Here is a 14,078-nt window from a genome sequence, read left to right on the forward strand (position 1 = left end):
TCCCCGCGATTCACAACGCCCGGACGCGTCAACGACGGTAGGCGGTATGTTCTGACAATGGCGATGGTCCAGTGAGCCTGGCTCGGCGTTTGGCGACCTCTCTGCGCGGCAGCTACCTGGCCAGGTTCCTCCTGGTGGGAGGGGCCTCCTTCGCGATCGACCTCGGGCTGCTCGCGCTCCTCCACGACGCGGCCCACGTGGACCTGTGGATTGCCACCCCGATCGCGTTCCTCAGCAGCCTGGTCTTCAACTTCTTCCTCCAGCGGCGTTTCACGTTCCGCTCGGAGGCCCGGGCACCTGTCAGTTTCCTCAAGTACGGCACCCTGGTGGTGTTCAATGTCATCGCCACCGACGTGATCGTCAATCTCATCGCCGGCTCCGGCCAGTCCTACGCCCTCGGCAAGGTCATCGCGACCATCGCCACCACCGTGTGGAACTTCCTGCTCTACAAACACTGGATCTTCAGGCCGGCCCCGGCGGAGGACGGCGACGGCGTTGACCTGGATGCCTCCGCGACCGCCGCCGGCGCGTCCCGCCGCGGGCACTAGCTGGGCCTTGGCTGGTGCTTCCCTGATAACCCCTCGACACCAAGGGACCGGCTAGGGTAATAAGGAACGGTTTCGGAGGAATTCCGGAACAGGAAGGGATTTTCTTTGCGCAATCGGTCCACGGGCGGAGCTCTCGCCTGCATTCTGCTGTTGGGAATCGGGGTGACCGGCTGCTCCGGCGGCGCTCCCGTCAGCGAAGTCAGGGGCTCGCTCACGGCGATCGGAACGCCTGTGCAGAAGGGACCCATCGAGGCCTGGAGCAACGCCTGGAGCAAGGACCTGACCGCCACATCGCTGAACTACTCCCCGGACGGGTCCGACGTCGGGCTCACGGCCCTGGCCACGCGCCAGGCCTACTTCGCGGCGCTGGACGCCCCGCTGACGCCCGAGCAGCAGAACCGGACGAAGGACGTGTGCGGGCCCGCCGGGGCTTTTTCCGTTCCGGTGTCCGTGACCTCGATCGGCGTCGCGCTCAACAACCCCAGCCTGCGCAACGTCAAGCTGACCCGCGCGGTCCTGGCCGGGATCTTCTCCGGCACCATCACCCGCTGGGACGCTCCTGAAATCGCCGGCCTCAACCCGGATATCGCCCTTCCGTCCGACGACATCGCCCCCATCGTGGCCACGGAGCCCAGCGCGGAAACGGCCGCGGCCACCAAATACCTCAGCGCCGACCCCGCCTGGACCACGGGGGCCGCGGACACCTGGCCGAAGATAAACAACGACAACGCCGTGACCGTCAAGAAGCACTCCGACCTCGCCGACAAAGTCGACAAGACCGCCGGGGGCATCGCCTTCATGGACCTGGGCTCGATCGGCACCCGCTTCGAGACCGCGCTGCTCTCCTTCGGCGGCAGCTACGTGCGCATGTCCAAGGACTCGGCCGCGGTCGCCGCGCAGGAAGGCAGCACCAAGACGCTGCCCACCGGGGTTGAGTTCACCCTGCCCGCCACCAGCGACCAGGGCTATGCCCTCGGCGTCGTCGGGTACCAGGCGTTCTGCCGCGAATACTCGAACCACCAGCTGAGCACGCTGGTGAAATCCTGGGGGCAATTCGTCCTCAGCCCCGACGGCCAGGTGTCCTCGAGCTACTTCGCCAATGTCGCCTCGCCCAGCGAAGAGGCCGTGCGGGAATCCAGGAATCTGATTGACACGATCGGGGACGCACAGTGACCCACGCAACCGAGGCTGAACGCCCCTCACCGGCCGGCGCCGCACCCGGCACCCGGACCGGCAAGGCGCGGCGGTTCGCGCCGTCGCCGACCATCCGGGGCAGGCTGGGATTCTTCCTCCCGGTCTTCGGCCTGCTCTCCCTGCTCTTCACCCTGTGGATCCTGGCCACGCCGCTCATGGCCTATCCGGACGAGCCCTCGCACACCATCAAGGCCGCCGCCGTCGCCCGCGGCCAGTTCTTCCCGGGGCCCGGCGAATCCTACGGCCACGGGGTCCACGTGCAGGTTCCGTCCTACATCGCCAACGTGCAGGCACAGATGTGCTTCCCCTTCCAGGTGACCAAGCCGGCAGGCTGCGCCCCGGCGATCCCCCTCGATGACAACGACCTCACCATCGGCGTGACATCGGCCGGCCTCTACAACCCCTTCTACTACTGGCTTGTCGGCCTGCCCAGCCTCTTCATGTCGGGAGCCCCGGCGATCTTCGCGATGCGGATCGTCAGCGGCCTGCTCTCGGCAGCCTTCTACGCCGCCGGCTTCACGGCCCTGTCCAAGTTGCGCCACCCCAAGTGGCCGCTGGTCGCGGCCGCCATTTCGACCACGCCCATGGTCCTGTTCCTGGGCAGCGGCATCAATCCGAACTCGCTGGAAATCGCAGCGTCCATGGCGGCGTTCTGCGGTCTGGTGTCCGTGCTGGAGAACTCGCGGCATTTGAACCGGGCACGGGCGGGAATCCTGACCGTCGGCATTGCGGCGGCGACACTCGCCAACACCCGCAACGTGTCCCTGCTGTGGCTACTGTGCGGCGCCATCGTTGCCTGCCTGTTCTTCCGGCGCGCGGATGTCGTCGCGATCTTCAGGAACCGGCTGGTGCTGGCGGTGACGGCGCTGGCCACCGTGGGCATCGTCCTGGGCGTGGCCTGGAACTTCCTCATGTTCAGGGCGCCGGCCTCTGCCGGCGAAGCCCCGGCCGGGATCTCCAACGTCAACGGCGAGGTCCGCCCGTACAACGCGTTCCTGACCATGATGGACAAGACCTTTGACTTCACCGGCCAGTACATCGGCGTCGCCGGGTGGCTGGATGCGCCGGTTCCCCAGGCCGTGCACATGTTCTGGAACATGCTGCTCATGGGACTCATGCTCACCGTGCTGCTGGTGCGGCCCTACCGGCTCCAGGCCGCGTTCTGGGTGGCCGTCGGCCTGCTGGCCGTGGTCCCGGCTGTGGTGCAGTCCGCGCTGATCAACATCACCGGGTTCATCTGGCAGGGCCGCTACAGCCTGCCGCTGTTCACGATCGCGGTCATCTCGGCGGGGCTGGCCATGCGGTTCCGCCCGTTCGGGCGGCGGCCGCAAAGCCGGACCATCGCCCGGATCCTGCTGCTGGCCGGCTGTGTCGCGCACGCCTATGCCTTCGCCAATGTGCTCCGGCGCTACGTCGTGGGGCTCCAGGAAACGGCCAACTGGCAGACCATGTTCACCGTCCCGGGCTGGCAGCCGCCGCTGACCTGGGAGGTGCTCACCCTGGCCTTCACCGCGGCGGTCCTGCTGTGTGCCGCGAAGCTGTTCAGCTACCTGTTCCCGGGCCATGCGCTGCTCCCGAAGCGGCCGCGGGTCGCCAGGCGGAAGCGTTCCGCAACCGTGCCGGCCTGACCGCGGCCCACCAAAAAGACCCGTCCACGCGAAAGCGCGCGGACGGGTCTTTCCATTGGCGGGCATCCCGCCGTTGCGGTGCTAGTGCCCGGAAATCCCGGCGCTCATGTACTCCTTGAGCCGGGCGGAGGACAGCGGCGGAATGAACCCGGCGGCCTTGATCTTGGCCAGGTCGAGGGCGCTGTTCAGCGGGCGCGGCGAGACGGCCTTGCCCTTGAAGTACTCTTCGGTGCTGACTCCGGTCACGGCGTCCCGCGGCTTGCCCGCGAGCTCGTAGACGTCAGCGGCGATCTCGGCCCAGGACTGCGGCTCGCCGTCGTTGCTGAGATTGTAGACGCCGTACCCGGCGCCGGACTCCAGCAGGTGGGCGATGCCCGCGGCGATGTCCTCCGTGAAGCTCAGCCGCCCGATCTGGTCGTCGACGACGGACGGTTCGATGCCCCGCTGCGCCAGTGACGCCATGGTGCGGACAAAGTTGTTGCCCTCCCCGATCACCCAGCTGGTGCGCACGATGTAGTGCCGGGGCACCACTCTGACGACGGCGTCGCCCGCGGCTTTGGTCTGGCCATAGACACCCAGCGGGGCCACGGCCTCCGACTCGTCGTGCGCGGCGAGCGTTCCGTCGAACACATAGTCGGAGGAGATGTGCACCAGCGTGAGGTCGTGCTCGACGGCGGTGCGCGCCAGGTGTGCAACTGCCGTGACGTTCACCGCCCAGGCGGCGGCACGGCCTTCGGCCGTCTCGGCGGCATCCACCGCCGTGTACGCCGCGGCGTTGATGATCGCGGAGTAGTTCTTCCAGTTGCGTCCGGCGAAGGCGTCCTCGCTGCCGAGGTCAAACTCGTGCCGGCCGGCGAACTCGACGGACGCAACGCCGTCGTAGTGTTTCCGCAGCGCCTTGCCGAGCTGGCCGTCGGCGCCGACCACGAGGATCTTCTTCGGCGGCATCGGGACCACGTCCGCCAGGCGCGGGTGCGCCTTGTCCTTGTCCGAGAGCTCGGCCTGCTCCAGCGGCACCGGCCAGGCGATGGCCGCGGTTTCGTCGGCAAGGTTCAGGAAGGTGTACTGGCCCTGCGCATCGGCGGACCAGTGGTCGTTGACGAGGTAGGTGTAGGCGGTGTTGTCCTCCAGCGTCTGGAAGGCGTTGCCCACTCCCCGCGGAATGAAGATGGCCTGGCTGGGGTCCATTTCGGCGGTGAAGACGGTGCCGAACGTGGGCCCCTCGCGCAGGTCCACCCAGGCGCCGAAAATCCGGCCGGTGGCCACGGAGATGAATTTGTCCCACGGTTCGGCGTGGATGCCGCGGGTGGTGCCGGCCGATTCGTTGAACGAAATGTTGTTCTGCACGGGCCGGAAGTCCGGCAGGCCGAGCGCCACCATCTTTTCCCGCTGCCAGTTCTCCTTGAACCAGCCACGGTTGTCACCGTGGACCGGAAGGTCATAGAGGACGACGCCGGGAATCGGGGTTTCGTGCGCGGTGAGCTTCTTCGAGAACTCGATCGACATTGGTTACTGGCCCTGTTCCTTGTACTTGGCTTCGGTCGCGGCCTTCTGCGGGCGCCACCAGTCCTCGTTATCCCGGTACCAGGCGATGGTGTCCTCGATGCCGGCGTCGAAGTTGGAGAACTGCGGTTCCCAGCCGAGTTCCTCGCGCAGCTTCGTGGAGTCGATCGCGTAGCGCATGTCGTGGCCGGGCCGGTCCACGACGTGGTCGTAGGCATCCGGCGCCTGGCCCATGTGCTTGAGGATGAGCTCGACGACGTCCTTGTTGTTCTTCTCGCCGTCGGCGCCGATCAGGTAGGTCTCGCCGATCCGGCCCTTGGCGATGATCGCCAGGACGGCGGAGGAGTGGTCGTTGGCGTGGATCCAGTCGCGCACGTTCTCGCCCTTGCCGTAGAGCTTGGGGCGGATGCCGTCGATCACGTTGGTGATCTGGCGCGGAATGAACTTCTCCACGTGCTGGTACGGGCCGTAGTTGTTCGAGCAGTTGCTGATGGTTGCCTGCAGGCCGAAGGAGCGCACCCAGGCGCGGACGAGCAGGTCCGAACCCGCTTTGGTGGACGAATACGGGCTGGACGGGTTGTAGGGGGTGCTTTCGGTGAAGCGGTCCGGATCGTCGAGCTCGAGGTCGCCGTAGACTTCGTCGGTGGAAATGTGGTGGAAGCGCTTGCTGTGCTTCCGGGCCGCCTCGATCAGCGTGTAGGTGCCGATGATGTTCGTGTCCAGGAACGGGCGGGGATCATGCAGCGAGTTGTCGTTGTGGGATTCGGCGGCGTAGTGGACCACGACGTCGGCATCGGCTACCAGGCCGTCGACGACACCCGCATCGCAGATGTCGCCCTGCACCAGCCGGAACCGGTCGCCGGGGAGGCCCTTCAGCGACTCCACATTGCCCGCGTAGGTGAGCTTGTCGAGTACCGTGACGTGGTGGTCGGTGTTCGCCAGTACGTAGTGGACAAAATTGGAACCGATGAAACCGGCGCCGCCGGTGACGAGGAATTTCTGCATTAGGCCAGCTTACCGGCTGCTGAAATTCTCCCCTTCCGGCGCCGGACGCACCAGCGGCATCACTGGCCCCAGTGGTAACAATGAGGGCGATTGGTTACTCTTTACGCACATACGGGGGTGATTCTGGCCTCTGTCCAGATCCTCCGGAGTAATGGTGACGACTATCAAAACCGACAAACTACGGACCGCCGCGGCACTCTGCCTTCCGTTCGCACTGGCGCTGACCTGGGCCACCCCTGCTTCCGCGGCACCGGCGCCCAGCCCCTCTCCCTCCGCCGCGACGGCGTCGGCGACCCCGGCCCCCACGGCGTCGGCAAGCCCCAAACCAACCGCGACGGCGACGAAGAGCCCGTCCGCGCCGGCGCCCGTGAAGTCCACGGCCACCGCGCCGGCGGCGCCGTCCTCCGCGGCCCCGGTGGCCACGGCGGAAGCCGCGTCCCCGCCGGAACAGGGCCAGGCGAGGATGGGCCGGGCCGGCTTGAACCCGGCGACGGCGTCTGCGGCGATGGCCAGGACGCAGCAGGTCCCCGTCACCCAGGCGACCGACCCCTGGGTGGCCGAGCAGCCCATGGCCACCCGCGGCCAGCCGCTGGGCCTGGATGTCAGCTCCTGGCAGGGCAGTGTCAACTGGTCCTCTGTCAAGGCCAACGGCGCCCGCTTCGCCTACGTCAAGGCCACCGAGGGCACCAGCTACGTCAACGGCCAGTTCGGGCCCCAGTACACGGGCGCAAGTTCGGTCGGCCTGCTGCGCGGCGCCTACCACTTCGGCCGCCCGGACGTCTCCGGCGGCGCCGCCCAGGCCCAGTTCTTCGTCTCCAACGGTGGCGGCTGGTCCCCCGACGGCATCACGATGCCGCCGGTCCTGGACATTGAGGACAACCCTTACGCTGGCCTCAACCGCTGCTACGGGAAGACGCCCGCACAGATGGCGACGTGGGTCCGGGACTTCACCCAGACTGTGTACCGCCTGACCAACAAGCAGGCCATGATCTACACCAGCTACTACTTCTGGCGCGACTGCCTGGGCAACACGAGCGAGTTCAGCCAGACGAACCCGCTGTGGCTGGCGTCGTATTACACCAACGCTCCTGCTGTGCCCGGCGGCTGGCCCACCTACACGGTCTGGCAGTACGCCAACGCCTACGCCGACGCGTCCCAGACAGTCAAGGCCACGTTCCCCGGCGACCAGAACGTCTTCAACGGTTCCTCGGACCTGCTGCGCAAACTCGCGGCGACGCCTGACACCTATCCGATCGGCCTCATTCCGGGCGCCACCCTGCTGAGCGGCAAGTGGGCCGGCAACGGCAAGTCCTACACCGGCTGGTTCAAGGACGGATTCTGGTGCCTGCAGATGCCCTCGGCCCCGCGCCGCTGCTTCGGGTTCGGGAACCCGGGCGACAAACCGGTCGTCGGCGACTGGAACGGCGACGGCACCGCCGGCATCGGAGTCTTCCGGAACGGCGTGTGGTGGCTTGCGGATGACGTCAACACCCGGGCCATCACGAAGGTCGTGGGCTTCGGCGTCGGATCCGATACCCCGATCGTGGGCGACTGGGACGGCGACGGCCGGGACGGGATCGGCATCTGGCGCAACTCCAGCTTCCAGGTCAGTTACAACATCAACAATCCGGTGGTCAACGAATACACCGGATTCGGCATCCCGTCCGATACGCCGATTCTCGGCGACTGGGACGGCGACGGCAAAACGAGCATCGGAGTCTGGCGCAACGGCGAATGGTGGCTGAGCAACCGGATCAAGTCCCCGGTGGTGTCCAACTTCATCGCCTTCGGGATCAGTACCGACCGCCCCGTCACGGGCGACTGGAACGGGGACCGGCTGACCACCGTGGGCATTGTCCGGGGCAACAGCTGGCAGCTGACCAACAGCCTCACCAAGCGGACGGTGGATATCTCCTACTTCTAGGAACGCAGCCTTCGGCGGGCCTCGATCATGAGGCGCAGCAGGACCACCCGGGCCGCCAGGATGACGCGGAGGGAGCGCCACCCGCGGGGGGTCGCGTTGGACTCGTGCAGCCTCCGCAGCAGGGTCGAAGCGTCCAGGTGACGGATCGACCCTGCGGTGTTGCCGAGGATCGCGAGCCAGAGGTCGTGCGATTCGCGCAGGTACGCCGGGACCGGGGCGAAACTGCCCAGGACTTCCCGGCGGAACGCCATGCCGCAGCCGTAGTAGGCGCGGTAGCCCACCAGGATGCCCCACAGGTTGGCGCGGTGGCGGCCGCTGTCGGCCGCCCGGAGCCGGGGAATCCGCGGACGATCGCCGCCGCCGAGCACATCGAAGTTGCTGGCCACGACGGCGTGCGTCCGCAGCGCCTCCAGCATGGTGTCCAGCCGGCCCTGGATCCAGACGTCGTCCTGGTCGGCCAGGAAGATCGCACCGCCGCGGCTGGCCTGCACTGCCTGCTCGAAGGAGCGCACGTAGCCCTGGTTGGCGGCGGCCCCGATCAGCCGGATCCTGGGATCATCGAGTTTGCGGATCCGCGCGACGGTGTCATCCGTGGACGCATCGTCCACGATCACGACCTCGTCGTCGGGGCCCAGCTGGGCCAGGATCGAGGCGAGCTGCTCCTCCACGAAGTCCGCGCCGTTGTACGTCGCCATGCAGATGCTGGCCCGGAGCGGAGCGCCGGGCAACCCGTTCAGATCGTTCATCTGCACCATCCTAGGGGACCACGGACGGGGCCCGGGCATCCCGTAGGATCGAGGGACGATGTCTAAGAAACCAGGATTCCGGCGCGAATGAGAACCGTACTGCTGCGACTTTCAGGGTTCACCGTCCTGCCCCTGCTGTCCTTGATCACCCCCCTTTTGCTGTTGCCGGTCATCTCCGGCTTCGTCGGCGGCGAGGGAATCTCCAGTGTCATCTCCGGGCAGGCGATCGGCACCTTCGCCGCCACCGTCCTGATGTGGGGCTGGAACGTGGACGGGCCGGTCGCCGTCGCCCGGGCCAACGGCAGCGCCGAACGTGCCGCGGTCTACCTGCGCAGCATCCGGACCCGGCTGATCCTGTTGGTCCTGACCCTGCCCGCGGCCGGGGCTGCCGCCGCCTTAGTCGCCGTTCCCGCGTTCCGGTGGGAGGCCGCGGCCATGGCGTGGGCGGTCACCGTCGCCGGGATGTCGCCGTCGTGGTTCTGCATCGGGCTGGGACAGCCGCGGCTGCTGGCCGTCTACGACACCGTCCCCCGCTTTATCGCCACGGCCCTGGCGGTCCCGGTCCTGCTGGTCAGCCACCAGCTCTGGTACTACACAGCCCTGATCGCGGCCATGAGCATTGCCTCCCTGATCGTCTTTCACCGGACCTTCTCCCCGGGAGGAAAATGGTGGCCCCGCGATCTTCGCGGCGCGTTCCGCGAGCTCGGCGCCCAAGGCCGGACAGCAGGCATCAGCCTCGCCGGCAACGCCTATGCCTCCACCCCGGCCCCGATCGCAACGGCCACCACCGCGCCGGCGGCCTCGGGCAGCCTGGCCACGGCCGACACACTGTACCGGTTCGGGCTGTTCACCGTGGTGGCCCTCGGCAATGCGTTCCAGGGCTGGACCCTGGAACGCGGCGTGTCCGGCCGCAAGCGGAGGCAACTGGCCGCCATCTGGTCCCACATCGGACTGGGCGTGGCCGGCGCGGCGGTCCTGACGGCGGCCGGCCCGTTTGTCAGCAGCCTCCTCTTTGCCGGGCAGGCCCAGGCGACCACCGAGCTGTGCCTCTATTACGGGATCGCTTTCCTCTTCCTGAGCGCCAGCACCCCGTTTATCCGGAACCTGCTCATTCCGGCCGGCCAGCAGGGCCTCGTGCTGCGCTGGACGCTGATCTCGGCCGTGGTCGGCGTCGCGGCCATGATCTACGCCGGGTCCCTGGGCAGCGCCCCGGGCATCGCACTGGGCATGGCCCTGAGCGAAGCTATCCTGTTCGTGACCTTGCTGATCCCGGGGTCAAAGCTGCTCGCCAAAGAAAGCATGGAGCCCGTTGTCGCCGAATAATCCGACGCCGAATAGTCCGACGCCGAATCAGCCGTCCCCCGGCGTTGCCGCCGTCATCGCCGCGTACCGACCCGACCCGTCCCTGGCCGGCACCGTCCGCGCCCTCCGGGAGCAGGTGCAGCACATCGTTGTCGTGGACGACGGATCACCCGAGGGATCCGCATCCGTGCTGGCAGCTTTGGCGGACGCCGGCGCCACCGTGGTCCGCCAACCGGAAAACTCCGGGATCGCCGCCGCGCTGAATGCCGGCGTCGCGGAGGCGCGAGCCCGCTGGAACCCGGACTTCTTCCTCACCCTGGACCAGGACTCACGCCCCGCCGGCGACTACGTCCGGCGCGGCCTGGACACCTACGCCAGCGCCACCGCCGCCGGACTGGGCGTGGGGTTCGTGACGGCCTCGTCCTACAGCGGACACCCCATCCCCGTGATGCACGCCGAGGGCCGGTTCGTTCACGCCTTCGACCCGATGCAGTCCGGCTTCCTCATCCCCCGCTCCACGCTGGACCGGCTGGGACCGTTCGAGGAGGACCTGTTCATCGACGGCGTCGATTCCGAATTCACCATGCGCACCCGCACGGCAGGGCTCGCCGTCCTGGTCGGCGACGGTTGTGACATCGCCCACGACCTCGGCCGGCGTGAGCCCGGCCGGCTCTTCGGCCGGCCGGTGCGGGTCCTCGGCAGGGAAATTTCCTACAACTACCACTCGCCGAGCCGGGTGTACTACATCTGCCGGAACGGAACGGTGCTGACCCTGCGCTACTTGCGGAGGTCTCCGGGCTGGGTGTTCCGGCGCCTCGTGGAGGAGCTGAAGGCGCACATCCTGCGTTTCACGTTCAGCCCCGGCCGCAGCAAGCTCCTGCGCGCCGCTGCCGCGGGATTCAGGGACGCGCTGCGCGGCTCGACCGGCCGGATCCCGGCGGAACTGGAACAGCGCCTGCGCTGAAGGGGCCGCCGGCCGGCGCCGCCCGGGTCGCCGGCTCCGGCAAGGACCCTGCACGCAATTGATATAGTTTGGACGATATGGAACCCCTACCCTCCCCGCGCGTCTTGGTGATCATGCCTGCCTGGAATGAAGGCGCCGTTGTTGGCAACACCGTGCGGGAAGTCCTCCACACGAACGCCCGTTACGACGTGCTGGTCGTCAACGACGGTTCCACCGACTCGACCGCCGAGGCAGCAGCCGCAGCCGGCGCCACCGTCCTGAACCTGCCGTTCAACCTCGGCGTCGGCGGCGCCATGCGGGCGGGCTTCAAGTACGCCCAGCGCCTCGGCTACGTTCAGGTCATCCAGGTCGACTCGGACGGCCAGCACGATCCCCGGAACATCGACGAAGTCCTCGCCGGCCTGGAGCACGCGGATATCTCGATCGGGGCCCGCTTCGCCGACCGCGGCGACTACAAGGTGACCGGCCCGCGGAAATGGGCCATGCAGTTGCTGGCCAGGGTCATTTCCGGCCTCGCCAAGACCCGCCTGACGGACGTGACCAGCGGCTTCCGGGCCGCCAACGGGCGCGCCATCGCGCAGTACCTCGACCACTATCCCGCCGAATACCTGGGCGACACCATTGACTCGCTCGTCGTGGCCATCCGCTCGGGTTGCACGGTCACGCAGGTGCCCGTGGAAATGCGGGCACGCCAGGGCGGCAAACCAAGCCACAACCCCGTCAAGGCCGCCATCTACCTCGGAAGGTCCGTGTTCGCCCTGCTCTTCGCCCTCACCCGGAAACCCACCCGACTGGCCGCCCGGGCCGCTGAACCCGCAGGAGCCTAGGGATGGGAAATATCGCAGCATTCCTGCTGGCGCTTGCCATCGTGGCCCTGGTCATCGAGATGCTCCGGCGCAAGAAGCTCCGGGAGAAGTATGCCGTCCTTTGGCTGATCGTCGGCGTCGCCACCCTGGTCCTCGCCGCCTTCCCCCGGCTCTTGAACATCGTCGCCGAATACGTCGGCGTCCAGATACCCTCCAATCTGCTCTTCGCCATGAGCATCCTGATGCTGCTGGGCGTCTGCCTTCACCTGTCATGGGAAATTTCGGTCGTTGAAGACGAAACCAGGACCCTCGCCGAGGAGGTTGCCATCCTGCGCACCCAGCTCGAGTCCCTGGAGCAACACCGCCCGGGACCGGCTGCCCCGGCGGCCCCCGCCGGCACCCACACCACCGAACGTCCCGTCGAAAGCTCGGATTCTTAAGATGCCCCTTGATATTTTCATTCCTTACTGGGGCGACCCCGGCTACATGAAGGAAACCGTCCGCAGTGTACTGGCCCAGGACAACGGCGACTGGCTCCTCACGGTGGTCGACGACGCCTACCCCGGCCGGGAGATCACCGATTTCATGGCCGGGATCGACGACGAGCGCGTCCGCTACGTGCGCAAGGACACCAACGCCGGCATCACGGAGAACTACCGCACCTGCGTCGGGATGGCCAGCCAGGAGGTCATGGTCATCCTCGGCTGCGACGACGTCCTGCTGCCGAACTATGTCGACGTGGTCCTCGCCGCCCACCGGCGTTTCCCCGATGCGGCGATCATCCAGCCGGGCGTGCAGGTGATCGACGAACAGAGCCAGGTCGTGGCCACGCTGGCCGACTCCGTCAAGCAGAAGATCGTCCGGCCCCGCGGCCGCGGCAAGCAGCTCATCGCGGGCGAGGCCATCGCCAGCAACCTCATGCACGGGGACTGGCTGTACTGGCCGTCGTTGGCCTTCCGGACCGACAAGATCCGCGAAGTCGACTTCCGCGACGGATTCCCGATCATCCAGGACCTCGCCCTCATCATGGACATGATCTACAAGGGCGACCAGTTGCTGATCGAACCCACGGTGTGCTTCCAGTACCGCCGCCATTCCAACAGCGCTTCTTCGACCAAGCTCGTCGACGGTTCCCGGTTCGCCGGCGAACGGGAGTATTTCGCCCTCTCCGCGGAGCAGGCGGATGCGCTCGGCTGGCGGCGGGCCAGGCGCGCGGCCAGGCTGCGGCTCACGTCCCGGGCGCACGCGCTCTCGCTGCTGCCCCGGGCCGTCCTGGACCGCAACTCCACAGCCGTCGGCGCCCTCGTGCGCCACTCCTTCGGCAAGTAAACGCCCCGCAACGAAAGGTCCGCTGTGACTCCTTCCGAAACTTCCGCACGCCCCGGCGGCACTGTCCTGGTGACCGGCGGCGCCGGTTTCATCGGCTGCGCCATTTCGACCGCCCTAGCCGACGCTTTCGACCAGGTGGTCGTGGTGGACAGCCTTCACCCGCAGATCCACGCCACGGGCGAACGTCCCGCGGAGCTGGACGCGCGGGCGGAACTGATCGTGGCCGACGTCGCCGAAGCCCGGACGTGGGACACGGTCCTCGCCCGGGTGACCCCCGACGTCGTGATCCACCTGGCGGCGGAGACCGGAACAGGCCAGTCGCTGGAGGAGTCGACCCGGCACACCCACGTCAACGTGGTCGGCACGTCCCAGCTTCTGGACGGCCTCAACCGCCACGGCAAGCTCCCGCGCAGGATCGTCCTGTCCTCGAGCCGCGCCGTGTATGGCGAGGGTGCCTGGAGCGACGCCAACGGCAACGCGTTCTACCCGGGCCAGCGCACCAGCGCCACCCTGGACCAGTCCCAGTGGGACTTCCCCGGCGCCACCCCGCTGCCGATGAAGGCCTCCGAGACCTTCCCGGCCCCCGTGAGCGTCTACGGCGCCACGAAACTGGCCCAGGAACACGTCCTGCAGGCCTGGGCGAAGTCCTACGGCGTGGAAACCGTCATCCTGCGACTGCAGAACGTGTACGGTCCCGGCCAGTCACTGATCAACCCGTACACCGGCATCATGAGCCTGTTCTGCCGCATGGCGATGGGCGGCAAGTCCATTCCGCTGTACGAGGACGGCGAAGTCCGCCGTGACTTTGTCCTGATCGACGACGTCGCCTCCGCGATTGTTGCCGGCGCGGTCTCCCCCACGGTCCAGGGTGAGGCAATGGACATCGGCTCCGGTGAATTCCAGACCATCGGCACCGCCGCTGAGCTCATTGCCAAGCACTACAACGCCCCCGCCCCGCACGTCACCGGCCAGTACCGGCAGGGCGACGTCCGGCACGCCTGGGCGGACATTACGGCGGCCAAGGAAGTCCTCGGCTGGACCCCGCAGTACAATCTCGCCCAGGGGATCAACCGCCTCGCCACCTGGATCGACGCCCAGCCCGACGTCCAGCCTGCCTGACCCGGAGCGA

The 14,078-nt window shown here is 67.6% G+C and carries 13 protein-coding genes; 10 read left to right on the plus strand and 3 right to left on the minus strand.

Features of this window, described 5'->3' with window-relative positions; genetic code table 11:
- Positions 1 to 89 precede the first annotated feature (89 nt).
- From CFN17_RS18890 to CFN17_RS18900, 3 genes are all read left to right on the plus strand, one after another.
- On the plus strand, positions 90 to 548 hold the full coding sequence (locus CFN17_RS18890; RefSeq protein ID WP_261792277.1) for a GtrA family protein: 459 nt from the start codon (positions 90 to 92) through the stop codon (positions 546 to 548).
- Between the two features lie 105 nt (positions 549 to 653).
- Positions 654 to 1,721 (plus strand): substrate-binding domain-containing protein, encoded by a 1,068-nt coding sequence (locus tag CFN17_RS18895; RefSeq protein ID WP_208749205.1) that lies wholly within the window; start codon positions 654 to 656, stop codon positions 1,719 to 1,721.
- Entirely contained in the window at positions 1,718 to 3,370 is a 1,653-nt protein-coding gene (locus CFN17_RS18900; RefSeq protein WP_208749206.1) for a DUF2142 domain-containing protein, read from the plus strand. The genes CFN17_RS18895 and CFN17_RS18900 overlap by 4 nt, the downstream gene beginning before the upstream one ends.
- Before the next feature lie 81 nt (positions 3,371 to 3,451).
- Here the strand turns inward: CFN17_RS18900 and CFN17_RS18905 are convergent, their stop codons facing one another.
- Both CFN17_RS18905 and rfbB read right to left on the minus strand, forming a co-directional pair.
- Complete coding sequence (locus CFN17_RS18905) at positions 3,452 to 4,876, minus strand: bifunctional dTDP-4-dehydrorhamnose 3,5-epimerase family protein/NAD(P)-dependent oxidoreductase (RefSeq protein WP_208749207.1); 1,425 nt, start codon at positions 4,874 to 4,876, stop codon at positions 3,452 to 3,454.
- A gap of 3 nt (positions 4,877 to 4,879) precedes the next feature.
- A complete protein-coding gene (rfbB, locus tag CFN17_RS18910) occupies positions 4,880 to 5,878 on the minus strand; it encodes a dTDP-glucose 4,6-dehydratase (RefSeq protein ID WP_208749208.1) in 999 nt (332 codons plus the stop codon).
- A 151-nt stretch (positions 5,879 to 6,029) separates the two neighbouring features.
- Here rfbB and CFN17_RS18915 point away from each other — a divergent pair, with 151 nt between their 5' ends.
- A complete protein-coding gene (locus tag CFN17_RS18915; protein ID WP_208749209.1) occupies positions 6,030 to 7,802 on the plus strand; it encodes a GH25 family lysozyme in 1,773 nt (590 codons plus the stop codon).
- Here the strand turns inward: CFN17_RS18915 and CFN17_RS18920 are convergent.
- Positions 7,799 to 8,548 (minus strand): glycosyltransferase, encoded by a 750-nt coding sequence (locus CFN17_RS18920; protein WP_208749210.1) that lies wholly within the window; start codon positions 8,546 to 8,548, stop codon positions 7,799 to 7,801. The two genes, CFN17_RS18915 and CFN17_RS18920, sit on opposite strands and share 4 nt — an antisense overlap.
- An 87-nt stretch (positions 8,549 to 8,635) precedes the next feature.
- Between CFN17_RS18920 and CFN17_RS18925 the strand changes: the two genes are divergently transcribed.
- From CFN17_RS18925 to CFN17_RS18950, 6 genes are all read left to right on the plus strand, one after another.
- On the plus strand, positions 8,636 to 9,871 hold the full coding sequence (locus CFN17_RS18925; RefSeq protein ID WP_208749211.1) for a polysaccharide biosynthesis protein: 1,236 nt from the start codon (positions 8,636 to 8,638) through the stop codon (positions 9,869 to 9,871).
- The gene (locus CFN17_RS18930) at positions 9,858 to 10,814 is read left to right on the plus strand and encodes a glycosyltransferase (RefSeq protein ID WP_208749212.1); all 957 of its coding nucleotides are present in this window, start codon (positions 9,858 to 9,860) and stop codon (positions 10,812 to 10,814) included. The genes CFN17_RS18925 and CFN17_RS18930 overlap by 14 nt, the downstream gene beginning before the upstream one ends.
- 77 nt (positions 10,815 to 10,891) lie before the next feature.
- The gene (locus tag CFN17_RS18935; protein ID WP_208749213.1) at positions 10,892 to 11,641 is read left to right on the plus strand and encodes a glycosyltransferase family 2 protein; all 750 of its coding nucleotides are present in this window, start codon (positions 10,892 to 10,894) and stop codon (positions 11,639 to 11,641) included.
- A gap of 2 nt (positions 11,642 to 11,643) precedes the next feature.
- The gene (locus tag CFN17_RS18940; RefSeq protein ID WP_261792278.1) at positions 11,644 to 12,060 is read left to right on the plus strand and encodes a DUF2304 domain-containing protein; all 417 of its coding nucleotides are present in this window, start codon (positions 11,644 to 11,646) and stop codon (positions 12,058 to 12,060) included.
- Between the two features lies 1 nt (position 12,061).
- Entirely contained in the window at positions 12,062 to 12,949 is an 888-nt protein-coding gene (locus tag CFN17_RS18945; RefSeq protein ID WP_208749214.1) for a glycosyltransferase family 2 protein, read from the plus strand.
- A 24-nt stretch (positions 12,950 to 12,973) separates the two neighbouring features.
- Positions 12,974 to 14,068 (plus strand): NAD(P)-dependent oxidoreductase, encoded by a 1,095-nt coding sequence (locus CFN17_RS18950; RefSeq protein ID WP_208749215.1) that lies wholly within the window; start codon positions 12,974 to 12,976, stop codon positions 14,066 to 14,068.
- Positions 14,069 to 14,078: the final 10 nt, after the last annotated feature.

Origin of the sequence: Arthrobacter sp. PM3 (assembly GCF_003352915.1) — a bacterium.
Taxonomy (GTDB): domain Bacteria; phylum Actinomycetota; class Actinomycetes; order Actinomycetales; family Micrococcaceae; genus Arthrobacter.